General features: G+C 66.5%; 23 protein-coding genes and 2 pseudogenes. 10 read left to right on the plus strand and 15 right to left on the minus strand.

All coding sequences use genetic code 11. From position 1 onward, the window contains the following. Positions 1-74: 74 nt before the first annotated feature. A complete protein-coding gene (locus tag ACFQDH_RS19520) occupies positions 75-977 on the minus strand; it encodes an ABC transporter permease (protein WP_382404909.1) in 903 nt (300 codons plus the stop codon). Between the two features lie 304 nt (positions 978-1,281). Further along, positions 1,282-2,895: an ABC transporter substrate-binding protein gene (locus tag ACFQDH_RS19525; protein ID WP_382404046.1), complete on the minus strand. Its 1,614-nt coding sequence runs from the start codon at positions 2,893-2,895 to the stop codon at positions 1,282-1,284. On the opposite strand from ACFQDH_RS19525, the gene ACFQDH_RS19530 reads away from it, so the two are divergent. Beyond that, entirely contained in the window at positions 2,894-3,208 is a 315-nt protein-coding gene (locus ACFQDH_RS19530) for a hypothetical protein (RefSeq protein ID WP_382404047.1), read from the plus strand. The two genes, ACFQDH_RS19525 and ACFQDH_RS19530, sit on opposite strands and share 2 nt — an antisense overlap. Here the strand turns inward: ACFQDH_RS19530 and ACFQDH_RS19535 are convergent. Continuing rightward, positions 3,173-4,545: pseudogene (locus tag ACFQDH_RS19535) on the minus strand (replication-associated recombination protein A). The gene ACFQDH_RS19530 and the pseudogene ACFQDH_RS19535 overlap by 36 nt on opposite strands. 111 nt (positions 4,546-4,656) lie before the next feature. On the opposite strand from ACFQDH_RS19535, the gene ACFQDH_RS19540 reads away from it, so the two are divergent. Beyond that, positions 4,657-5,427, plus strand: coding sequence for a GNAT family N-acetyltransferase (locus ACFQDH_RS19540; protein ID WP_382404048.1), 771 nt, complete (start codon positions 4,657-4,659; stop codon positions 5,425-5,427). Between the two features lie 20 nt (positions 5,428-5,447). Continuing rightward, positions 5,448-6,284, plus strand: a complete 837-nt coding sequence (locus ACFQDH_RS19545) for a thioesterase family protein (RefSeq protein WP_382404049.1) — start codon at positions 5,448-5,450, stop codon at positions 6,282-6,284. A 116-nt stretch (positions 6,285-6,400) separates the two neighbouring features. Here ACFQDH_RS19545 and aspS read toward each other — a convergent pair whose 3' ends face one another. After that, complete coding sequence (gene aspS, locus ACFQDH_RS19550) at positions 6,401-8,182, minus strand: aspartate--tRNA ligase (protein ID WP_382404050.1); 1,782 nt, start codon at positions 8,180-8,182, stop codon at positions 6,401-6,403. A 335-nt stretch (positions 8,183-8,517) separates the two neighbouring features. On the opposite strand from aspS, the gene ACFQDH_RS19555 reads away from it, so the two are divergent. From ACFQDH_RS19555 to ACFQDH_RS19570, 4 genes are read left to right on the plus strand one after another with little or no spacing between them, the layout of a single operon-like run. Continuing rightward, a complete protein-coding gene (locus tag ACFQDH_RS19555) occupies positions 8,518-8,775 on the plus strand; it encodes a type II toxin-antitoxin system VapB family antitoxin (RefSeq protein WP_382404051.1) in 258 nt (85 codons plus the stop codon). Beyond that, on the plus strand, positions 8,772-9,152 hold the full coding sequence (locus tag ACFQDH_RS19560; RefSeq protein WP_382404052.1) for a type II toxin-antitoxin system VapC family toxin: 381 nt from the start codon (positions 8,772-8,774) through the stop codon (positions 9,150-9,152). The genes ACFQDH_RS19555 and ACFQDH_RS19560 overlap by 4 nt, the downstream gene beginning before the upstream one ends. Then, entirely contained in the window at positions 9,152-9,961 is an 810-nt protein-coding gene (locus ACFQDH_RS19565) for a hypothetical protein (RefSeq protein WP_382404053.1), read from the plus strand. The genes ACFQDH_RS19560 and ACFQDH_RS19565 overlap by 1 nt, the downstream gene beginning before the upstream one ends. A gap of 9 nt (positions 9,962-9,970) precedes the next feature. Further along, on the plus strand, positions 9,971-10,675 hold the full coding sequence (locus ACFQDH_RS19570) for a phosphotransferase family protein (protein WP_382404054.1): 705 nt from the start codon (positions 9,971-9,973) through the stop codon (positions 10,673-10,675). On the opposite strand, the gene ACFQDH_RS19575 is transcribed toward ACFQDH_RS19570, so the two are convergent. Both ACFQDH_RS19575 and ACFQDH_RS19580 read right to left on the minus strand, forming a co-directional pair. Beyond that, positions 10,669-11,259: a hypothetical protein gene (locus tag ACFQDH_RS19575; protein WP_382404055.1), complete on the minus strand. Its 591-nt coding sequence runs from the start codon at positions 11,257-11,259 to the stop codon at positions 10,669-10,671. The genes ACFQDH_RS19570 and ACFQDH_RS19575 overlap by 7 nt on opposite strands. Beyond that, a complete protein-coding gene (locus ACFQDH_RS19580; protein WP_382404056.1) occupies positions 11,256-11,630 on the minus strand; it encodes a YchJ family protein in 375 nt (124 codons plus the stop codon). The genes ACFQDH_RS19575 and ACFQDH_RS19580 overlap by 4 nt, the downstream gene beginning before the upstream one ends. A 58-nt stretch (positions 11,631-11,688) precedes the next feature. Between ACFQDH_RS19580 and argG the strand changes: the two are divergent. Next, positions 11,689-13,106, plus strand: a pseudogene (gene argG / locus ACFQDH_RS19585) (argininosuccinate synthase). Continuing rightward, on the plus strand, positions 13,096-13,983 hold the full coding sequence (locus ACFQDH_RS19590) for a patatin-like phospholipase family protein (RefSeq protein WP_382404057.1): 888 nt from the start codon (positions 13,096-13,098) through the stop codon (positions 13,981-13,983). Before argG ends, ACFQDH_RS19590 begins: the two are co-directional and overlap by 11 nt. A gap of 134 nt (positions 13,984-14,117) precedes the next feature. On the opposite strand, the gene ACFQDH_RS19595 is transcribed toward ACFQDH_RS19590, so the two are convergent. Together ACFQDH_RS19595 and ACFQDH_RS19600 are read right to left on the minus strand one after the other, a co-directional pair. Beyond that, positions 14,118-15,275, minus strand: a complete 1,158-nt coding sequence (locus ACFQDH_RS19595; RefSeq protein WP_382404058.1) for an aminotransferase class I/II-fold pyridoxal phosphate-dependent enzyme — start codon at positions 15,273-15,275, stop codon at positions 14,118-14,120. Next, complete coding sequence (locus ACFQDH_RS19600; RefSeq protein WP_382404059.1) at positions 15,272-15,670, minus strand: NUDIX domain-containing protein; 399 nt, start codon at positions 15,668-15,670, stop codon at positions 15,272-15,274. Before ACFQDH_RS19600 ends, ACFQDH_RS19595 begins: the two co-directional genes overlap by 4 nt. Before the next feature lie 17 nt (positions 15,671-15,687). Between ACFQDH_RS19600 and ACFQDH_RS19605 the strand changes: the two genes are divergently transcribed. After that, positions 15,688-15,906, plus strand: a complete 219-nt coding sequence (locus ACFQDH_RS19605; RefSeq protein ID WP_382404060.1) for a hypothetical protein — start codon at positions 15,688-15,690, stop codon at positions 15,904-15,906. A 42-nt stretch (positions 15,907-15,948) separates the two neighbouring features. Here the strand turns inward: ACFQDH_RS19605 and ACFQDH_RS19610 are convergent, their stop codons facing one another. The 7 genes from ACFQDH_RS19610 to ACFQDH_RS19640 are packed head-to-tail and all read right to left on the minus strand — an operon-like array spanning position 15,949 to position 22,234. Then, positions 15,949-17,634 carry a CTP synthase gene (locus tag ACFQDH_RS19610; RefSeq protein WP_382404061.1) on the minus strand — a complete coding sequence of 562 codons (1,686 nt, stop codon included), beginning with the start codon at positions 17,632-17,634 and terminating at the stop codon, positions 15,949-15,951. A gap of 20 nt (positions 17,635-17,654) precedes the next feature. Then, positions 17,655-19,502, minus strand: a complete 1,848-nt coding sequence (gene recN, locus ACFQDH_RS19615; protein ID WP_382404062.1) for a DNA repair protein RecN — start codon at positions 19,500-19,502, stop codon at positions 17,655-17,657. A gap of 10 nt (positions 19,503-19,512) precedes the next feature. Continuing rightward, positions 19,513-20,418, minus strand: a complete 906-nt coding sequence (locus ACFQDH_RS19620) for an NAD kinase (RefSeq protein WP_382404063.1) — start codon at positions 20,416-20,418, stop codon at positions 19,513-19,515. Continuing rightward, positions 20,415-20,765: an SAM-dependent methyltransferase gene (locus ACFQDH_RS19625; RefSeq protein WP_382404910.1), complete on the minus strand. Its 351-nt coding sequence runs from the start codon at positions 20,763-20,765 to the stop codon at positions 20,415-20,417. Before ACFQDH_RS19625 ends, ACFQDH_RS19620 begins: the two co-directional genes overlap by 4 nt. After that, positions 20,705-21,217 carry an SAM-dependent methyltransferase gene (locus tag ACFQDH_RS19630; RefSeq protein WP_382404064.1) on the minus strand — a complete coding sequence of 171 codons (513 nt, stop codon included), beginning with the start codon at positions 21,215-21,217 and terminating at the stop codon, positions 20,705-20,707. The genes ACFQDH_RS19625 and ACFQDH_RS19630 overlap by 61 nt, the downstream gene beginning before the upstream one ends. Positions 21,218-21,220: 3 nt before the next feature. Then, the gene (locus ACFQDH_RS19635) at positions 21,221-21,610 is read right to left on the minus strand and encodes a hypothetical protein (RefSeq protein ID WP_382404065.1); all 390 of its coding nucleotides are present in this window, start codon (positions 21,608-21,610) and stop codon (positions 21,221-21,223) included. 12 nt (positions 21,611-21,622) lie between these two features. After that, positions 21,623-22,234, minus strand: coding sequence for a hypothetical protein (locus tag ACFQDH_RS19640; RefSeq protein ID WP_382404066.1), 612 nt, complete (start codon positions 22,232-22,234; stop codon positions 21,623-21,625). Between the last annotated feature and the right edge of the window lie 54 nt (positions 22,235-22,288).

A 22,288-nucleotide genomic window follows, 5' to 3' on the forward strand; every position in this document is an offset into this window, starting at 1 on the left:
GTGATTCTCCCTTTGTGTTACTTCCCGGCACAGCCCGGAAAGAGTCTGTGGTGTTCTGGTTGCCGAAGCTGGGGTCAGCGCCGCGTGTTCGGGTTGAAGGCGTCCGACACGGCATCACCTAGCAAGCTGAGGCAGAGAACGAGGACCAGTAGTCCGGCGAGCGGGACCAGCATCGGCAACGGGAAAGCCTGCATCTGCTGCTGCCCCTGTGCGATGTCCAGGCCCCAGTCCGCCGTGGGCAGGCTGATGCCGACTCCGAGGTAGGACAGTCCGGCCTCCGCGCCGATCCAGGCCGGCAGTGCGGTGGTGAACGCCACCAGGATCACACTGGTCAGGTTGGGCAGCATCTCCTTGAAGAGGATTCGCTTGGTCGGTGCGCCGATGGATCGCGCGGCTTGCACGAACTCCCGCTCCCGCAGTGCGAGCACCTCGCCGCGGATCAGGCGGCACAAACCGGCCCAGCCGAAGGCGATGAGTGCGATGAAGACGGCGAAGATACGGATCTTCTGCACCTGACCAGATGTGGGTTCCCCGCCCGGCACGAGATAGGAGGTCATGATCGGCACGAGCGCGATGGCGAAGAGCAGGAACGGCAACGACAGGGTGAAGTCGACGAACCAGCCGATGACGCGGTCGATCCAGCCGCCGAAGAAGCCGGCCGCCAGACCGAGCACCACACCGATGATCGTCGTGACGACCGTGACGGTGAGGGCGATGAGGAACGACGGCCGGATGCCGTAGACGAACCGGGCGAACACGTCGTACCCGGAGTTCGAAGTCAGGCCCAGCCAGTGCGAGCTGTTGGCGTAGAAGGTCGGCAGGTTGTCGTTGCCGATGAGGTTGTAGTTCGGAGCGGTCGGCGACTGGCCCTCGATGCCGGTGATGAGTGGAGCGAAAATGCCCATCAGCAAGAAGAGCACGATGACGACCGCGCAGGTGACCGCGATCCGGTCCTTGCGCAACCGCGAGAATGCGATCTGCGCCGGAGACTTGCTCTCCTGCCCCCGTCGCCGTGATCCGTCTTACCCAGGACTGCGTTGGCGCCGTCGGTCCCGTGAACTTGACCGACCTCCGTCAGCGTCTCATTGACGCCGCCTGGCCCAGCGGTCATCGATCCTCCATACGAGTTTGGATGCCGGCAGACGGGATGTTGCCGACGCTTTCAGTGGTCACTCGCTGTGCCCCCGCCCGCTGTGACGCACTAACGATGCCACAGCGGACGGGTCCAACAGGCGAGACAGGCTGAAGGTCACCCAATCGTTACATTGAGTGACGTGGCTCTCAGCCGACCCAGACCTGCGCAAAGTCGGGCAGTCCGTGGTTGGGGTCCGGCACGACGTTGTGCACCTTGTTGCCCAGCACCGAACTCGCCTTCGAGTAGGACAGTGGAATGCCCATGACCTGCTCGGTCATCTTCTTGTCGAAGGCGAGCCATTCCGGTGCAGCGGCCGTCGGATCCATTGCGCTGATCCGGTTGAGCTCCTTGTCGATCGCAGGGTCTTGCAGGTTGGCTGCCGAGCGGCCGTCCTTGGCGGTCGTCGAGCTGAACAGCTGCGGATAGATCGAGTCTCCCGATGGCCAGTCGTAACACCAGGAGCTGATGCCCTGTCCGACGTTCTCGGTCGCCTTCGGGTCGTTGATCTTCTCGGAGATCTGCTCCTGGCTGACCGGGACGTCCTTGACCTTGAAGCCTGCTTGCGTCATCGCCGACTTCAGCGCGGAATTCGCTGCGACGTCCTGGCCCTTGCCGCCGACGTAGTACCAAGAGAGCTCGAAACCGAGCTTTTTTGCCTTCTGCAGCATGGCCTTGGCCTTGGCCGGGTCACCCGAGCCCTTGCCGGTCATAGCGTTCACTGCGGGGTACTGCTTGATGCCGGGCACCTGCGGCGGAGCGTAGGTCGTCGCCGGGTCGAAGGTCAGATTGCTCTCGCCACCGGCCTTGCGTGTCTGGTCGTACGGGTAGGCGACCGCGATGGCCTTGCGGACGTCCAGTGGGATCTTCTGCGAGTCCAGCGGCAGGTAGGACTCACACGGGGACTCACCGAAGACGACCTGCTGTGTTTGCGACTTGGCCTTGCTCTCCAACCCGGCGTCGAGGCCGGAGATGTCCAGCGACGTTGCTCCATCACCGGAGTTGGCGAAGATCCGCTGCTGCTCGGTGAGCGCCGTGACCCCGAGTTTGATGTTGATGGTGTCCGGGTACTGATGCCGGATCGGGTCCGACTTGGCGTCCCACTGCGGGTTCTTCTGCAGCACCATGCTGGTGCCCTTGGTGAAGCTCTTCATCATGTAGGGACCGGTCGCGAGTGGGTCCTTCTCGTAGGTCGCCTTCTTCTCCGCCGACTGCGGCACCGGGGTAGCTGCCGGGAACGCCAGGTAGTAGGGCAGGGTCGGCCACTTCCGGGTCAGGTGGAAGACGACGGTGTCATCGCCCTGCGCGGTGACTCCCTTGAAGTCTGTGCTGGCGTCCTTGAACGGGCCTTGGTACTTGTCCCCGCCGACCAGTGTCGTCTGGAGGTATGGAACCGGGCCGTTGCCACCGAGGGTGGGGTCGAAGGATCGCTTGATCGCGTAGACGAAGTCGGCCGCCTTCACCGGCGTGCCGTCGCTGTACTTCATCCCCGGCTTCAGCTTGAACGTCCAGGTCTTGCCGTCAGCCGACGCCTTGCCGAGACCCTGTGCCATGTCGGGCACCAAGGTGGCCTTGCCGTCCTTGTCGATCTGGTAGCCGGTCAGCCCTCGCGTCACCAGCTCGGACAGGATCGTCATGGAGAACTCGTAATAGGCGCCTGCCGGATCCCACGTCGGTGGCGCACCGGCGTCGGTGATCGTCAGCGTGCCGCCGGTCTTGGCGCCGGCCACCGCCGGTGCCGGCCCCTTGACCGAGGCGTCCATGGCGGACGACGTCACCTTCGCGCGCGGAGTCGACGATCCCTGGGACGAGGAGTTGGAGTTGCTCGGGCCACTGCTGCTGCATGCGGCAAGTGGCATGGCCATTACCACCGCAACAGCGGCGATCTTGCTCGACTTTTTCAGAACCACTGTTTACTCCGATTCGGTGAAGCGACGGGACGATCTCTTCACGCTGTCACGGAACCTGTTGTGGCGTGCGGCATTTACAGCCCTGAAACGAGATCGTTACTTGTTTACCATCGCGTGTCGCCGAGCGGGCTCAATTGCCGCGATCGTCCGTGCCGCGGACGACTGAGCGCACTGACTCCCAGCGCGGCCCGAGGTTCTGCTCCCACCCGCGATCGGTGGGCTGGTAGTAATCGGCGTCGATCAGATCGTCCGGGAGGAACTGTTGTCGGCCCACCCCGCCGGGTTCGTCGTGCGTGTAGCGGTAGCCGTCTCCGTGTCCCAGCGCCGCAGCTCCGGCATACCCAGAACCCCGTAGGTGCGGTGGCACCGCTCCCCGCGCCCGGCTCGCACGTCCTCGATCGCCGCGTTGATGCCCTTGTATGCCGCGTTCGACTTCGGTGCCAGCGCGTTGTGGACCACTGCCTGCCCCAGGATGATGCGGGCTTCCGGCATACCTATCTGGGCTACGGCGTGCATCGCGGCAACGGCGGTCTGCAGGGCTGTCGGGTCCGCCATACCGACGTCCTCGCTGGCGCTGATGACGATCCGGCGCGCGATGAAGCGCGGGTCCTCTCCCGCCTCGAGCATCCGGGCCAGGTAGTGCAGGGCGGCATCGACATCGCTGCCCCGCATCGACTTGATGAGCGCGCTGGCGACGTCGTAGTGCTGATCGCCCGCGCGGTCGTAGCGCACGGCCGCGGTGGCCATCGCCTGCTCCACGTGCGGCAACTCGATCGAGACCGGGTGGGTGCCCTGCGCGGCCGCATCGAGGGCCACACCGGCCGCTGCCTCGAGAGCCGTCAGGGACCGGCGGGCGTCGCCTCCCGCCATACGGACCAGGTGTGCGCGGGCGTCGTCAGCGAGCGCGAAATCACCTGCCAGCCCACGTGATTCGGACACTGCGTCGTCGAGCAGCGAGGCGACCTCTTCGTCGTTCAGTGATTCGAGGCGGACCAGCATGGACCGCGACAACAATGGCGCGATCACGCTGAAGCTGGGGTTCTCGGTGGTCGCCGCCACGAGCACCACGAGTCGGTTCTCGACACCGGGCAGCAGTGCGTCCTGTTGCGCCTTGCTGAAGCGGTGGATCTCGTCCAGGAAGAGCACCGTCTGACGCCCGTAGAGCGACCGCTCGCGGGTCGCCTGCTCCATGACGGCGCGGACGTCCTTCACACCGGCGTTGATTGCCGACAGTTCGACGAAGCGCCGGTCCTCCGCGGTCGCGACAAGGTGCGCGAGCGTCGTCTTGCCCGTTCCGGGCGGGCCCCAGAGGATCGCCGACACCGGTCCGGCAGCACCCTTTGCGCCCTCGATCAGCCGGCGCAGCGGACTCCCCTGCTTCAGCGCGTCGCGCTGGCCACGCACTTCGTCCACCGAACGAGGTCGCATCCGGACCGCCAGCGGTGCCGTCGTCGCATCGCCGGGCTCGCGATCGCCGGTGGCACTGAACAGATCATCGGACACCCGTGACACGCTAATCGTTGAAGTTCATCGACACGAACACAGGAGGCTGGAGCTGGGTTGGCGTTGCAGGGAGCTTGCGACTCGCAACGCCAAGCGAGAACATTCCTCGTTGTGGCCGACACCATGATTCGCCGCCTCCCCGGCAGCGCACTGCACACGCTCTTCCCTGCTGATCCGTTCGTTCGCTGGGACCTCGCCCGACCGCACCTCTCGGGCATCTGGGTCCACGGGGATGCCGTGGCTTTCCAGCGTCATTCACACTCGCGGCACATCCATGGGGTCTCGGTCCTCGGGGACGCCGACGTCCCCGAACTGCTCGACGCAGTGCTGGCCGATCTGCCGCCGGAGATCAACGGGCTCGCCGTCGAGCGGCATTTTCTCCCGCTGTTGGAGGACCGGCTCGGAAGGCGTATCGCAGGCGGCGGGGACTGGGACTGGATGTGGACCGAGCAGCCCCCGCCCAGGACCGCCGCCGAGGAATCGCTCCTCGAGTTGGACGACGATCGCGATGCGGCGGCCATCATGGCGCTGAACGAGATCGGGAGCCCTGCTGCAGAGTCCGAGCCGGGTAGCGGCCGGACGCACCTCTGGCTCGGCATCCGGGAAGAGGGCGAGTTGATTGCAGCGGGCGCCATACACCTGACACCGGGCCGCGCACCGCACCTAGCGGGGATCGTCGTCCATCCGGGGGCGCGCGGTCGTGGCCTCGGTGTCGCCATCACCTCGGGGCTCACCCGGCGGGCGATCGACGAGTATGGCGTCTGCACTCTCGGCATGGACGCCGACAACGATCGCGCTCGCGCCATTTACGAGCGGGTCGGCTTCCGTGTGGCTCGCGCGTGGGCCAGCCGGCGATTGGTCCCGAGCGACACCGGGCCGTGACGCTCGGCCATCATGGCCGTATGACGGAACTCGACGACGCCCTCCGCCTCGAACAATCCGGCACCGGTTGGACAGGACGGCTCAGCGACGACTGGGCGATCGGCGAAGCGATCAACGGTGGCCTGTTGATGTCGCTCGCGACCACAGCGACGGCGCGCTCCAGTGAAGCGGCCGGCGGACATCGTGATCCGCTCAGCTTTTCCGCGGTCTTCCTCTCGCCCGGCACGGCGGGACCGGTACAGATCGAGCCGCGGATCCTACGATCCGGACGGTCGATGACGACCGCGGAAGTGGTTGTGTCGCAGCCGGTCGACGGCCGTGACGTGGAGCGGTTCCGGGCGCTCATCACCCTCGGAGACCTCGAGAAGTATGCCGAGCCAGTGCTGAGAACCGTTGCTGCGCCAGACATCCCGCCCCCGGACAAGTGTCTGTCCGCACAGGACGCGCCGCCGTCGACACTGACCAAGTCCGGCTTCCTCAAGCGCTTCGACGCCCGGATGGATCCAGCGACCGTCGGCTGGGCCGTGGGCGAACCGAGTGGTCAGGGTGAGATGCGCGGCTGGCTGCAACTGGCGGACGGTGCGCAGATCGACGCGGTCGGACTGCTGCTCGCACTCGACGCGTTCCCGCCCGTGTCGTTCGATCTCGGGTCGGTCGGCTGGGTGCCGACGGTGGAGTTCACCGGCTATGTGCGCGGCATACCGGCACCGGGTTGGCTGCAGCTTCGGCTGCACACCGAGCACGTCGCCGGCGGCCTGCTCAACGAGGACTGCCAGATCTGGGACTCCACCGGCCGGCTCGTCGCGCACTCGAGGCAGCTCGCCTCAGCCCGCTTCCCGACCCCGTCGGTCGAGTAGGCCAACCCAAGGTGGTCGAGTAGGCCGAGCCGCTAGGCGAGGCCGTATCGAGACCAAGCGATCGGTCGAAACATCAATCATTTCAACGCACTTGATCTCGATACGCTCGTTCCTCGCTACTCGATCACCTTGGCCTCCGGCTTGGCGTCGACGCCAGCCTCCTTGCGCTGCGCGGGCGTGATCGGCGCGGGCGCGGCGGTCAGCGGGTCGTAGCCACCACCGGACTTCGGGAACGCGATGACCTCGCGGATCGAGTCGGTGTGTGCGAGCAGCGCACAGATCCGGTCCCACCCGAACGCGATGCCGCCGTGCGGCGGCGCACCGAAGGCGAAGGCGTCGAGCAGGAAGCCGAACTTCTCCTGCGCCTCCTCCTCGGACAGCCCCATCACCTTGAACACTCGCTCCTGAATGTCCTTGCGGTGGATACGGATTGAGCCGCCACCGATCTCGTTGCCGTTGCAGACCATGTCGTAGGCGTACGCGAGCGCCGAGCCCGGGTCAGTGTCGAACGTGTCGACATACTCCTTCTTCGGCATCGTGAACGCGTGGTGCACCGCGGTCCACGCGCCAGCGCCCACCGCGACGTCACCGGAGGCGACGGCGTCGGCGGCCGGCTCGAAGAGCGGCGCGTCCAGCACCCAGAGGAAGGACCATTTGGACTCGTCGATCAGCTCGCACCGTCGGCCGATCTCCAACCGTGCTGCACCGAGCAGCGCACGCGACGACTTGGTGTCACCTGCGGCGAAGAAGATGCAGTCACCCGGCTTGGCGCCGACATGCCCTGGCAACGCTGCGATCTCGGCCTCGGTGAGGTTCTTGGCGACCGGACCGGTGAGCGTGCCGTCCTCCTGCATCAGGATGTAGGCAAGACCCTTCGCGCCACGTTGCTTGGCCCATTCCTGCCATGCGTCGAGCTGACGACGCGGCTGCGAAGCACCACCGGGCATGACCACGGCGCCGACATACTCCGCCTGGAAGACGCGGAACGTCGTGTCCTTGAAAAGGTCTGCGCATTCAACGATTTCGAGGTCGAAGCGCAGGTCCGGCTTGTCCGAGCCATAGCGTCGCATCGCCTCGGCATACGTCATCTGCGGGAACGGCGTGGGGATGTCGACCCCGATGACCTTCCACAGTGACTTGGCGATCGCCTCACCGAGCTCGATGATGTCGGACTGCTCGACGAAGCTCATCTCGATGTCGAGCTGGGTGAACTCCGGTTGCCGGTCGGCGCGGAAGTCTTCGTCGCGATAGCAGCGCGCGATCTGGTAATAGCGCTCCATACCCGCGACCATCAGCAGCTGCTTGAACAACTGCGGGCTCTGCGGCAGGGCGTACCAGCTACCGGGCTGCAGTCGTGCCGGCACCAGGAAGTCGCGTGCACCTTCCGGCGTCGACCGGGTCAAGGTCGGGGTCTCGATCTCGACGAAGTCGCGCTCGGCCAGGACCGTGCGGGCGGCGGCATTCACCTTGGAGCGCAAGCGAATTGCGCCACCCTGGGCCGGACGTCGCAGGTCGAGGTAGCGGTACTTGAGGCGGGCTTCCTCACCGACGTTGATGCGCTCGTCGATCTGGAAGGGCAAGGGTGCCGCCGCACTCAGCACCTCGATCTTGTCCGCGACGACGTCGATCTCGCCGGTCGGCAGGTCGGCGTTGACGTCCTTGGAGTCACGCGGCGTGACCGTGCCGGTCACCGCGATGCAGTATTCGTTGCGCAGACCGTGTGCGGCGCCGGTCAGCACCTCGTCGCGGGCGACGACCTGGACCACACCGCTGGCGTCGCGCAGGTCGAGGAAGGCCACGCCGCCGTGGTCGCGTCGCCGAGCGACCCAACCGGCAAGCGTGATGGTCTGACCTGCGTCGGTGGCGCGCAGGGTGCCCGCTTCATGAGTTCGAAGCATGATTGCGATTCCTTTCGGGGTTGGTTCCCGGCAAAGGTCGCGATGTAAGCCACCTTGTCGAGAAGGCAGCCCTGGAGGTGTGGGCGGGGGCTAGATCGCGGTGCCACCACACCTTCGCCGAGGAGACCTCGGCCTCTCGTCGGTGTCGCCGAACGCGCGTCCCCCGGTCGGCGCCCTCTGGTATGGCGAAATCGGTGCGCCATACCGCATGGAACGCCCGGTGGATCGTCACTCCACCACCACGGGCGGAACCATCCTACGGCGCCAGGGCCCCACCTCGAAATCAGTTTTGCGCAGCCGGCGACGGGCGGTTCTACCCACGGTAGAATTCGGCTATGCCAACCCTCAACATCAAGGACCCCGAGGTGCACCGGATGGCGCACGAGCTGGCGGCGCGTCGCCATACGACCGCCACCGGCGCGGTCCGTGATGCCTTGGCCAAGGCGCTCGCCGAGGACGACGCCGCCATCGCACGAAGCAGGGGCGACTTGGCCGAGCGCATCCTGGAGATCGGTCGTCGGTCGGCCGCCAAAGGCGGCCGTCCCCCGCTCACGGACGACGAGATGTATGACGACGACGGCCTGCCTCGATGATCGTTGACACCTCAGCGCTCGTGGCAATTCTCTGGGATGAGCCGGAGGCACCGTCGATGGCAGCAGCCCTGCAGCGACAACAATCGCGGGTCTCGACGGCGACTCTCTTGGAAACATCGCTCGTCCTGCACCACGACCGGGAAGCCGAAATCGCCGAGCTACTGGGATCAGCCGGCACACAGATCGTTCCCTTCGACCGCGCTCAGCTCGCGCTCGCGCGGGCCGCGCACCAGGTATTCGGCAGGGGCAGTGGCTCGGCGGCGGAGCTCAACTTCGGCGACTGCTTCAGTTACGCACTCGCCAAGGCGTATGACGAGCCGCTGCTCTTCAAGGGCGACGACTTCACCCACACCGACATACGCTCTGCGCTGTCGTGATGGATGCCGACGAGATTCTCCGCATCACCGCGCACACGTTCTGGGTCCCACCCGAGAGCGAGCACTTGCAACTCGACGGATTCGAGATGGTGCGTTACGACAACGGATTCCATTACGACACAGGCGTTTACGCAGTGAACTCGGACCTGTCGGCACCCGACGTCATTGCCGCTGCCGAACGGCAAGCCGTCGAGTGGGGCCGCCACGCGCTCTACTGGAATGGCCTCACCGACCGCACCCGTCCCGCCGATCTCGCCGGCCTACTGCGAGATCGCGGCGGCGTCGAGCTCGAACGTATGGCGATCCTGGCCCTCGACCTGACCGCGGGACGCCCCGACCTCGACGTACCCGCCGACGTGACCACGATCGTCCCCATGGACAGGCGCACCTGCGAGGACTCCGAAGCCGTCGCGGCAGAAGCGTTCGAGACTCCTGTCCGCCCCGTGCGAGATGAGGACGTCGAAGGACAGCGGCATACCGTCGACAGTGGCTCGGGCACGTCATACGTTGCCTATCTCGACGGACGCCCGGCAGCCACGGGCGGAGTGACCTTTCACGCCGACGGCACGGTCGCGAAGCTCTGGGGCGGCTCGTCGGCCAGATGGGCTCGCGGTCGCGGCGCCTATCGTGGGGTCCTGGATTCTCGGTTGCGCGCAGCCGCCGACCGCGGCTGCCGTATCGCGCTGGTGTCCGGCCGACTGGAGACCTCCGCGCCCACGCTGAGGCGTGCTGGATTTCGCTCGTATGGCGAGGAGTTCATGCTGCGGGTGCCGGTGGACTCGCAGTCCGGCAATCATCTGCGGCCATAGGCTGCGTACATGACCGCCTGCGACCACCCGGGAGCGTTGCTCGCCACCGGTGCGACTGCGTTGGTCTACGAGCTCGACGAACATCGAGTCCTGCGCCGTTACCGGGACGTGCACCGGTCGGTTGGCCAGGCGGCGAGTGCGACCGAAATCGCCTGGCACGCGGGCATTCCAACGCCTCGGGTCCTGGCTGCCCACGGCCCGGACCTCGTGCTCGAACGCGTCGACGGTCCGACGATGCTCGCCGAAATGACTGCCGGGCGACTGGGGATGGACTCCGCAATGCAGTTGCTCGCGGACCTGCACAGGTCGACGCACGCGGTGCAACGCCCCGACGGCACGTCGCCGATACCCGAACGCGAAGGCGGCGACCGCCTCATCCATCTCGACCTGCATCCGAACAACGTGTTGATGGCACCGCAAGGACCGCAACTCATCGACTGGGAGAACGCTTGCTGGGGGCCGCCGGGCCTCGATGTAGCGGTGACTGCGGTGATCCTCGCCTGCTACGCACTGGCTTATCGCACCGAGGACGACGCGCTGGACGCAACCGACCTGCTCGACGCGTTCCTACAAGCTGCGGAGCCGCTGACTCATCTCCCCGAGGCCGTCGAATTCCGGCGTGACCGAGTCGCCTTCATGCCGGCCGCGGAAGCTGCGCAACTCGACAACGCTGCCGGACTGGTGCGCTACCTGGCCGATCAGCCTCGTCAGTAGTGGTCAATCCCTCGCTCGTCGCAGATCATGCCTACCGCGTCGTCGTAGTGGTGAACGATCTCTAGCAGGTCGATCACCACAGCGGACAACTCCTCGCCTTCGAGCTCCTGCATCTCGCGAATGGTCGCGACGTGCTGACCCTCTGTCAGCGCCCGCAGGTTCCGCTCCTCGGCGGGAGTCGTCCCGTAGTCGTGCTGCACAACAGTAAGGGCGTGCCGAAAATCGGCTAATGCCAACGGGTTCCGCGTCGACATCGGGTCGAGGACGTTGTTGGCGGCGTCGATCCACACCCCATCGCCCGCTTCGTGAGCGTCCAGCACCGCTCGGAGCGCATACATGTGGGCGGCCACCGCCAAGGGCGCCGCGCCGCCGTCGTCATACGACAGACGCGCGCCCTTGCGCACGTAGTCGGCGGCCCTGTCAGTCTCCTGGCGCAACAGCGCATCCATCGCCCTGTGGACCAATCTTGTCGCGGCTTCGCGCATCGCAGCCTGCTGGCTCGGAGGCGTCCCGGTTCTGCCGTACTCGGACTTGCCGAAGGAACGAAGGATGGGGTCCTTCCGGCGCCCGAACGGTTCGGTCATGAGGGCTCCTCGTCAAGGTAGAACCACCGTCCGCCGCGCTTGGCGAAGCTGCTGCGCTCACGCAGCTCTCCCCCGTCGTATGACGCAACGAACTCCACCACCCCAGTGTCGTCGTCAGCTCCACCATCGCGAACGTCCAGTATTCGCAGTCCTTTCCACGTAATCGACGAGTCCAGCGGGACCTCGGCCGGACGCGTCTTCGGGTGCCAGGTGCGCCATAGGTGCTCGCGATTGCCGTAGAAGTACGCGGTGTACCGCGACCGCATCAGCTGCTCCGCGGTCGTTGCCAGCCGCTCGCTCGCGAGAAGGGGACCACAGCAGTCGTCATACAGCTTCCCAGAACCGCACGGGCAGGGATCGTCGGTGCTCATCGTCCACACGGTAGACCGCCCCACCGACGCGACTGCGCTGCCCTTAGGCTGTTGAGCCGTGTCGAAAGTGTTGAATTCCATCCCCGTCGGCGAGCGCGTCGGCATCGCCTTCTCCGGTGGCCTGGACACCTCGGTGGCTGTGGCCTGGATGCGTGACAAGGGCGCCATACCGTGCACCTATACCGCGGATCTGGGTCAGTATGACGAGCCGGACATCGACTCGGTCCCGGATCGCGCCGGCGAATACGGCGCGGAGCTGTCCCGCCTTGTCGACTGCAAGCGCCAACTGGTCGAGGAAGGCCTGGCCGCGATCGCGTGCGGCGCGTTCCACATCCGATCCGGCGGACGTGTCTACTTCAACACCACACCGCTCGGTCGCGCTGTGACCGGCACACTGCTGGTTCGCGCGATGCGCGAGGACAACGTCTCCATCTGGGGCGACGGATCGACCTACAAGGGCAACGACATCGAGCGGTTCTACCGCTACGGGCTGCTGGCCAACCCCGACCTGCGCATCTACAAGCCCTGGCTGGACGCGCAGTTCGTCGACGAGCTCGGCGGCCGGCACGAGATGTCCGAGTGGCTGAAGGCCAAGAAGCTCCCCTACCGCGATTCCACCGAGAAGGCCTACTCCACGGACGCCAACATCCTTGGTGCGACGCACGAGGCCAAGACGCTCGAGCACCTCGACACCTCCATGGAGATCGTTGAACCGATCATGGGTGTCCGCTTCTGGGACCCCGAGGTCACCATCGAAACCGAAGACGTGACAGTGCGTTTCGAGCGCGGTCGGCCTGTGTCGATCAACGGCCAGACCTTCGACGACGTCGTCGATCTCTTCAAGCTGGCCAACGAGGTCGGCGGCCGCCACGGCCTCGGCATGTCGGACCAGATCGAGAATCGGATCATCGAGGCGAAGTCGCGCGGCATCTACGAGGCGCCCGGCCTGGCGTTGCTCTTCGCGGCATACGAGCGACTGGTCAACGCAGTCCACAACGAAGACACCGTCGCGCAGTACCACAACGAGGGCCGTCGGCTGGGTCGCCTTCTCTACGAAGGCCGTTGGTTCGACCCGCAGTCGCTGATGATCCGGGAGGGGTTGTTGCGCTGGGTCGCGTCCGCCGTGACCGGCGAGGTTGTGCTGCGGCTGCGTCGCGGCGAGGACTACTCGGTGATCGACACTCGGGGGAGAACTTCAGCTACCACCCCAACAAGCTGTCGATGGAACGCACCGAGGACGCCGCGTTCGGCCCGACCGACCGCATCGGCCAGCTGACGATGCGCAACCTCGACATCGCCGACACCCGCTCCAAGCTGGAGCTGTATGCCGGGCTCGGCGCACTGCCGCAGCGTGACACCGACCTTGTTGGTGAGCTGAAACCCGGTGGTGCTGCAGCGATTTCGGCCAATCCGTCCGTGGCGTCCGACGAGGACGACGCCCTGGACAATGCCGCGATGGACTTCGGTGCCGACTGATCCGGCCGTCGCAGACACCGCTCTTGTCATCGAGGGCGGTGCCATGCGCGGTAGCCACTCAGCCGGCCTCGTCGTCGCGCTGATCGAAGCCGGCATCCGGTTGCCATGGGTCGCGGGCATCTCCTCCGGCGCGACCAACGCTTCCAACTACGTCACCCAGGACGTATGGCGCGCGCACGCCTCCTTCACGACGTTCGCGCAGGAGCCGGAGTTCGGCGGATGGCGAACCTTCGTTCGCGGCAAGGGCATCTTCAACTCCCAGTTCATCTACCAGGAGTCCGGGCTGCCCGACAACGTCCTTCCGTTCGACTGGCAGACCTACCTCGACTCACCCACCGAGTGGCGGATCGGCGCCTTCGACGCGGGCACCGGCGAGACGGTCTACTGGGGCCGCAAGGACATCCACACCCTGCAGGATCTGGTGTTGCGGGTGCAGGCGTCGGCGTCGATGCCGGTGCTGATGCCTCCGGTCAAACTCGACGGGCACCTGTATGTCGATGGCGCGCTCGGTACGTCCGGTGGCATCGCCCTCGACGCGGCACACGCGGACGGGTACGAGAAGTTCCTCGTCATACTGACGCAGCAGCGGTCGTACGTGAAGACGCCAGAGGGCAAGGACTGGTTCTTCAAGACCTACTACCGCCGCTACCCCGCCGTCGCCGAAGCCCTGCGCACCCGCTACGAGCGCTACAACAAGACGCGCGAGGAACTCTTCGAGCTCGAAAAAGCCGGCAAGGCATACGTTTTCGCGCCCGAGGTCGAGCCCGTCAGCAACGGTGAGCGCAGGCTTCCGGTCCTCGAAGCGATGTACCGCATCGGGTACGACCAGGCGCAGCGCGAGCTGCCCGCCATACGGGAGTTCCTCGGCCTGGCCTGATGCCTCTCCTTTCTCGCCGAGAGGCCCACATACATCTCGACAGGCTCAGAAAAATCGGGCAAATGACCCTGCGCAAGTGAGCCTCTCGGACGCGTTCTGAGCCTTTCGGCGAGAGGGGTGCCGCCGGAGCACCGCTAGACGATCGCGGCGAGGCGGTCGAGCGCCTCGTCCAATGCATCCGTCGCACCGCAGAAGCTGATCCGCACGAAGTTGTTGCCGCGGACCGGGTCGAAGTCGATCCCGGGGGCGATCGCGACTCCCGTACGGTCAAGCACGTCGGCGCACCACCTCCTGCTGTCATCGGTCAGGTGCGAGACGTCGCAATAGGCGTAGAACGCGCCGTCCGGCGGCGCGAACGACTCGATGCCCAGCTCCGGCAGCCGCCGCAGCAGAAGGTCGCGGTTCACGGCATACCGCTCCACGTGGCGTTGCAGCTCCGCCGTCGCTTCGGGCGAAAACGCAGCAACCGCAGCGTGTTGCGAAACAGCAGGAGCACAGATTGCAAGATTGGTCTGCAGCACGTCGACCGGTCTGTGCAGTGCCTCGGGCAGGAGGTTCCAGCCCACGCGCCAGCCGGTCATCGACCAGAACTTGCTCATCGAGCCGAGCACGACGGCGTCCCGACTGAATCGACGTACCGTCTGTGCCGGCGCACCATAGGCAATGCCGTGGTAGATCTCGTCAGAGAGAAGCAAGACGCCGTGCGCGTCGCACCACTGCGCGATCGCCGCCAGTTCGTCAGGCTCGATGATCGTGCCGGTCGGGTTGGCCGGGCTCGCCACGATCACCCCGTCCAGCGGCGCAACAGCGTGCGCACCCTCCAGATGATGAACGGTGAGCTGGAAGCGGGTGTTCGGCCCACAGTCAATCTCGACCGGTTGAATCCCCAACGCTTGCAGGGTGTTTCGGTATGCCGGATAACCCGGTCGCGCCATCGCGACGCGACTTCCGGGGTCGAATGCTGCCAGCAGCACAGTGCTGAAACCACCAGATGATCCAGTGCTGACAAGGACCTCGTCCGGCGAGACCTGCACGTCATACGCCGTGCGGTAGTGCGCCGCGATCGTCTCGCGAAGCTGCGGAATCCCGTCACCCTCGGTGTAGCCGAGGCTGTCCGCCTCCAACACCGTGTGCACGGCATCCAGAGCGGCGCGCGGTGCGGGCGTCGACGGCTGGCCGACACACAGCAGGATCATGTCACCGTGGCTGCGCTGGCGTGCCGCAGCAGCACGGACCACCTCCATTACATGGAAGGGCTCGACAGCGCTTCGCTGCGACGGCAAACGACTCATCGGTATGCCGGGTGCTCCGGCCACGGTGCGTCGGCCGGACGCAAAGTCTCCCAATTGCGTTGCCGCGCAGCGGATGCACCGAGTATGGCGGAAACCGCTACACCGTTGTGCACCCTGCCGGCGAGGACCGCGTCGACGGCATCATCCAGCGCAACCCAGCCGGTCGGCATACCGTGCTCCTCGCCCTCACGCACGAAGCCTTCGGCAACCGCCGGGTGCACATCCCGCGCGAGAAAGACCCGCAAGTTCTCTGACAACGCCCCAGGCGAGGTGAAGATGTCAACGAGCACATGCCAACTGCCTGCGTCCAGGTCGACCTCTTCGCGCAACTCGCGCGAAGCAGCAGAACGCGGGTCCTCCCCGGCTTGTCGAGCAGCCCGGCCGGAACTTCCCAATCGAAGGTGCCGACCGGGTGGCGGTACTGCTGGATCATCAGCACCTCTTCGGCTCCGGGCTCACCGCGCATCGGCACCACCGCCACTGCTCCGGTATGACGCACGAAGTCTCGCGTCACATGGCCACCCGCACCGAGCTGAACATCCTCGGTGACGACGTCCCAGACCCGCCCCTTGTATACGACAGTGGACGACGTCACCGGTTGCGGATCGATCCGGTCCGCAATCGGCGTTGAAAGGCGGTCATGCACTGAGCTCATCGTGTCCTCTCGCGAAACCTATTGCGCCACAGATGTTTCGGCGGCTTTCGGCCTCTCGACCTCCACCAGTCGACTGGCGCGCTGCTGATCGATCGCCGCTCCGACCAACCCGGCGAAGAGGGGGTGTGCACGGTTGGGGCGGGACAGGAATTCCGGGTGGGCCTGCGTCGACACGTAGTAGGGGTGGACCTCACGAGGCAGCTCGACGAACTCGACCAACTGACCGTCCGGAGACAGGCCGCTGAAGGACAGGCCGGCTTCCTCCAACCGCGCACGGTAGGCGTTGTTGACCTCGTAGCGGTGGCGGTGCCGCTCGGAGACGCTGGTTGCGCCATACGCCTCGGCGATGACGCTGCCGGCGGTCAACCGTGCCGGGTAGGCGCCCAGCCGCATGGTCCCGCCGAGGTCGCCCGCCCCCTCGACATACGCCTTCTGCTCCTCCATCGTCGCGATGACCGGGGCAGTCGTGTCCGGGTCGAACTCGCTGGACGAAGCGCCCTCGATGCCGGCCACGTTTCGGGCGTATTCGATGACCATGCACTGCAGGCCGAGGCAGATCCCCAGGGTTGGCACCTGATGCTCGCGTGACCATCGCAGTGCACCGAGCTTGCCTTCGATCCCACGCACCCCAAAACCGCCGGGGACGAGGATCGCGTCCACGCCACCCAGTGCCTTCGCGGCGCCCGCCGGCGTGGTGCAGTCGTCACTCGGGACCCAGCGAATGATGACCTTCGCGTCATGGTGGAATCCACCCGAGCGCATCGCCTCGGTGACCGACAAGTAGGCGTCGGGCAAGTCGATGTACTTACCGACCAGCGCGATCTCCACCTTGTGCTCGGGCTCGTGCACCCGCTCCAGCAGCCGGTCCCAGTCGTGCCAGTCGACGTCCCGGAAGGGCAGGCCAAGGCGCCGCACGACGTAGGCGTCGATGCCTTCGGCGTGCAGGACCTTCGGGATGTCGTAGATGCTCGGCGCATCCACGCACGCAGCGACCGCCTCGAGGTCGACGTCGCACATCCGCGCGATCTTGTGCTTGATGCCGTCGGGCAGGTCCCGGTCCGCCCGCAGAACGAGCGCGTCCGGCTGGATGCCGACCTGTCGCAGTGCGGCGACCGAGTGCTGGGTGGGCTTGGTCTTCAGCTCGCCGCTCGGTGCGAGGTAGGGCACGAGCGAGACGTGCAGGAAGAAGACGTTGTCCCGACCGACGTCCTGACGAACCTGGCGCGCGGCCTCGAGGAACGGCAGCGATTCGATGTCACCGACCGTGCCACCGATCTCGGTGATGATCATGTCGACGTCCGGCGCCGCCTGGGCGCGCATCTGCGCCTTGATCTCGTTGGTGATGTGCGGGATGACTTGCACGGTGTCACCGAGGTATTCGCCGCGCCGCTCCTTGGCGATCACCTCGCTGTAGACCTTGCCGGTCGTGACGTTGGCATCGCCGGCGAGGTTGACGTCCAGGAAGCGTTCGTAGTGGCCGATGTCGAGGTCGGTCTCGGCGCCGTCCTCGGTGACGAACACCTCGCCGTGCTGGAACGGGTTCATCGTCCCTGGATCAACGTTGATGTACGGATCCAGTTTCTGCATCGTCACCCGCAAACCGCGAGCACGGAGCAAATGTCCGAGGCTTGAGGCCGTGAGCCCCTTACCGAGCGAAGAGGCAACGCCTCCGGTCACGAAGATATGTTTCGTCTGCTCCACCACGGGCTCTCAGTCTACGTTACTCATTCGGCCTGCCGGACCACCCCGGGCCAAGGTCGGCCGGGACACCCTCGCTGTATGGCGAGATCGCCACTCTCCCAAAGTCTTTCGGCCGACTGCGCCATCTTCGTACGGCGTGTTGGGTCGGGTCGAAGGCTACTGGTTGCGTTGTCGACCGGCGCCGTCGAGCAGCTCCTGCGCGTGCTCACGGGCTGCGGCGCTGTCGCTGACGCCGCCCAGCATGCGGGCCAGCTCCGCGAGCCGGTCCTCCCCTCCACAGCGGTCACGCCGCTGGCGGTGATGTGCCCATCGCTGGACTTGTGCACGACCAGCTGCCGATCGGCGTATGCCGCCACCTGCGCCAGGTGCGTGACCACGATGACCTGGGCGTGCTGGGCGAGCTGAGCCAGTCGGGCACCGATATCCAGCGCCGCCGATCCGCCCACCCCGGCGTCGACCTCGTCGAAGACGAACGTCGGAACGTTGCCCGTGGCGGTCACCACTTCGAGGGCGAGCATCACGCGGGACAGCTCACCACCGGACGCGGCTTTGGCAACGCTGCGTGGAGTCGCGCCGGCATTTGCGGCAAGCAGGATCTCCACCTCGTCAACGCCGTGCACGCCACGATGCGCCGGGTCGCTGGTCACCGCGACGGTCAGTTTCGCCGAGCCCATCGCCAGATGTCCGAGTTCTTTGGTCACTGCCTTCTGCAACTTGCCTGCGGCCGTGCCGCGCGCCTTGCTGAGCTTGCTCGCAGCCGTGTCGAGCTCCGGCTCCAGCACGTCCAGGCGCCCACGCAACGACTCGATCCGGTCATCGGAGCCGGCCAGCTCCGCAGCTTCCGCCGCCGCTCCCTTGCTCCACACCAGGACGTCGTCGATGCTCTCGCCATACTTGCGCAGTAGGGCGGTCAGCTCGGCTCGGCGCTGCTGCACGTGCTCCATCCGGGCCGGATCGACCTCCAGGTCGGCGAGGTATGACGCAAGGTCGGCCGCAATGTCCGCTGTGAGCACGCCGAGTTCCCGCATCCGCCCCTCCAGCGCGGCCAGGTCGGTGTCGTGCTCGACCAACCCGCCGAGTGCGTGCCGGGCGCGAGCGACCAGGTCGATGACGTGCGGCACGTCGTCGTTCGACTCGTCACCGGCAAGGAGGTCATGTGCCGCACCAGCGCCCTCGCGCAACCCGTCGGCGTGTGTCAGCTTCTCCGACTCTGCCGCCAGCTCCACGTCCTCACCGGGCACCGGCTCAACGCGTTCGATGTCCTCCAGAGCCGAGGTGAGCAGGTCCAACCGCTGCGCGCGCTCCCGGGCACGGTCGGTCAGATCGGCGAGCTCGGCGCGAGTCTCCTGCCAGTCCTGGTGCAGCCGGCGGTATGCCGCGAGCGCTGTCGCGATCGGCTTGCCGCCGAAGTCGTCCAGCATGACGCGGTGCTGCTCCGGGCGTTGCAGTCGCCACTGATCGGCCTGGCCGTGCACGGCGACGAGCAACTCCCCCAGCTCGCTGAGCACACCGACGGGTGCGCTGCGACCGCCGATGTGAGCGCGCGACCTGCCCTGCCCGGAGACGGTTCTGGCGAGGATCAGCGCATCGTCGACCTCGGCGCCGGCCTCCTGCGCACGCAGGACCGCCGGGTGATCACTGTCGAGCTCGACGATCCCTTCGACGAATGCCTTGTCCGCTCCACCGCGCACCAGGCCGGCGTCGCTGCGGCCGCCGAGCAACAGACCCAGCCCCTGCACGACCATCGTCTTGCCCGCGCCGGTCTCGCCCGTCACCACGTTCAGCCCGGGCGACAGGTCGAGCAGGGCGTCATCAATGACGCCGAGACCCTGGATCCGCAATTCGCGCAGCACGTCCGGAAGCCTAGTCACCCACCAGTCGTCAGTGGCGGGTTCGTCCACCGGTGCCGCGCCAGCCGGACACCGACAGGTCGAACTTGGCCACCAGCCGGTCCGTGAACGGGCCGGTGCCGAGTCGGGCGAGTCGCACGGGTCGGTCACTGCGCCGGACCTCGATGCGAGCGCCCTGCGGCACGTCGAACGAACGGCGACCATCGCACCACAGCACCGCCCGGGCACCCGTGGTGTCGCGCAGGTCGATCGCGATGTGCACGTCGTGGCTGAGCACCAGCGGCCGGGCGAAGAGCGCGTGGGCCGAGATCGGCACCACGAGGGTTGCCGGCACTCCCGGCCAGACGATCGGTCCGCCAGCCGAGAAGGCGTATGCCGTGGAGCCGGTCGGGGTCGCCATCACGACACCGTCGCAACCCCACGTGGACAGCGGACGCCCGTCGATCGCGAGGGTCACCTCGAGCATCCGCTCACGTGCGGCCTTCTCGACGGATGCCTCGTTCAGCGCCCAGTTGGTCCACAACGACTGCCCACCCAGCGAAGCCTCGACTTCGAGCGTCCCGCGCTCCTCGACGGTCCAGCCGCGGTCGACGATCTTGCGAACGGTGTGTTGTATGTCGTCCCGTTCGGCCTCGGCCAGGAATCCGACGTGTCCCAGGTTGATTCCGAGCAGTGGCACACCGCTCTCGCGGACGATCTCGGCGCCACGCAGGATGGTGCCGTCGCCGCCGAGCACGACGGCGATCTCGGCACCGTCCTGCTGAGGCTCGTCGTAGCCGGTCACGCCGGGCTCGCCCAAGATGCCGAATGCGCGCAGTTCGTCGGTCTGGCCGATGACCTCGATGTCGTTCGCGGTGAGCCCGTGCACCAGCTCGGCCGCCACGTCGAGCGCTTCGGGTCGTCCGGGATGCCCGACCAGCAGAACACGTCGCGTCATACCTGCGCGTCCTTCAGCTCGTCGGTCAGCAGTTCCTCCAGCGCCGTCTGCACGTCCACCTCAGTCATCCTGCCCTCCTGCGTATGACGAGCCCACAGCAGGTACTCCCGATTGCCGGTGCCGCCGGAGATCGGACTGGCCGTCAGGCCGTGGGGGTAGAGCCCGGCCTGCGGCACCAGCGCCAGCACGTCGCGCAGTACCCGGTGCCGCTCACGGGGCGAGGAAACGACGCCGGTTCGGGCGAGTCGTTCGCGGCCGACTTCGAACTGCGGCTTGACCAGGGTGATCAGGTCACCGTCGGACGCAGTGAGTGCGGCCAGCCGGTCCAGGACCAGCCGAAGTGAGATGAAGCTGAGGTCGGCGACGACGACATCGGCCGACCCCCGAGGTCATCAGGCTGTATGTCGCGCACGTTGACCCCGGAACGTTCGATGACCCGAGCATCACTGCGGACCGGCTCGGCAAGCTGGTCATGACCGACGTCGAGCGCGACGACCTCACGCGCGCCGCGGTGCAGCAGCACCTGGGTGAAGCCGCCTGTTGAAGCCCCGACGTCGATGCACCGGGCCCCGTCCACCGAGACCCCGAAGTCGTCGAGTGCACCGATCAGCTTGTATGCCGCCCGGCCCACCCACGGTTGCACCTCACCGACCACCGCCAGCTCGGCCGGGTCGACCGGCGCTGCAGGCTTGGTCACCAATCGGCCGGCCGCGGTCACCTGACCGGCCTCGATCAACTCACGCGCAACGGCGCGCGAGCGCGCCAAGCCGCGCTCGACCAGGGCTGCGTCGGCTCGCACGAATCAGCCCGACAGGTCCGACAGCCGCTGCTGCAACTGGCGGTGCACCGAGGTCACCTCGGCGAGGTGGGCATCCAGCAGGCCAGGATCGGGCAGGTCGATTCCGCTAGCCGAGTCGTTGCTGCCCTGATCGTCGCTGCGGCCCGTCGACAGCTCGTCATCCCGCCGGTGCTCGTCCGGGTCCGGCAGTTCAGCGAGGGCTCGATCAACCTTCGGGTCTCCGGTGCTCGCGAACCGTGACGTCCCCTCGGTCGCGGACGCTTGCTGACCGACCGCGTCCTCCCGGTCGATGATCTCCTGCGCGGTCGTGGGGGCGTGGGGCGTGCCGCCATCTGCGGAGACGGCACCGCAGGCATCGGGATGGGGGCTTCGGGGTCTGCTCCGCGTCGTCACTCACATCGGCCATTATTGCGTGCGCGTCGCGGCCTTCTTGGTCGCGGCCTTCTTGGTGGCGGCCTTCTTCGCGGTGGCCTTCTTGGTGGCGGCCTTCTTCGCGGTGGCCTTCTTCGCGGCGGCCTTCTTGGTGGCGGCCTTCTTCGCGGTGGCCTTCTTCGCGGACTGCTTGGTTGCTTCCGGCTGCGTGACTGCAGCCTTTTTCGCTGCCGCCTTCTTCGTCGGTTTGGCCGTGGCCGCCTTGTTCGACGACCGGCTGGCCCGTGCCCTTGCCTGGGCGTCACTCGCCGGCGACGGGGATCGTGTCATTCCAGCACGCAGGGCTGCCACTTCGGCTTCCAACGTGTCGATCTTGCGCTGGGCGGCCTCAAGGTCGCTTCCCCGCGCCAACCCCAGGACGACCAAGCGACGATCCAGCTCGGTCCGGACGAGGTCGGTGATCATCGCCTGGTTGGCTGTTGCCGCCTCAATGAGCTCCTCGGCGAGTTGGCCGGCTCTCGCGGACGTCTCGCCGACACCGGGCAGTTCTAACAGGGTCCCGGCCGCCTCGAGTGCCTTTGCGCGTGTCACCTCGCCAGCACCGGTCAGTAGCTGCAGGGCAGTTCGCACGCTGTTGATCGCCATGTCGCCGTCTCCTCAGGAATCGCGTCATACAACCGCCGCAGCGGTGGCGGGACG

The organism is Flexivirga alba, from assembly GCF_042661025.1.
GTDB classification, from domain to species: Bacteria; Actinomycetota; Actinomycetes; order Actinomycetales; family Dermatophilaceae; genus Flexivirga; species Flexivirga alba.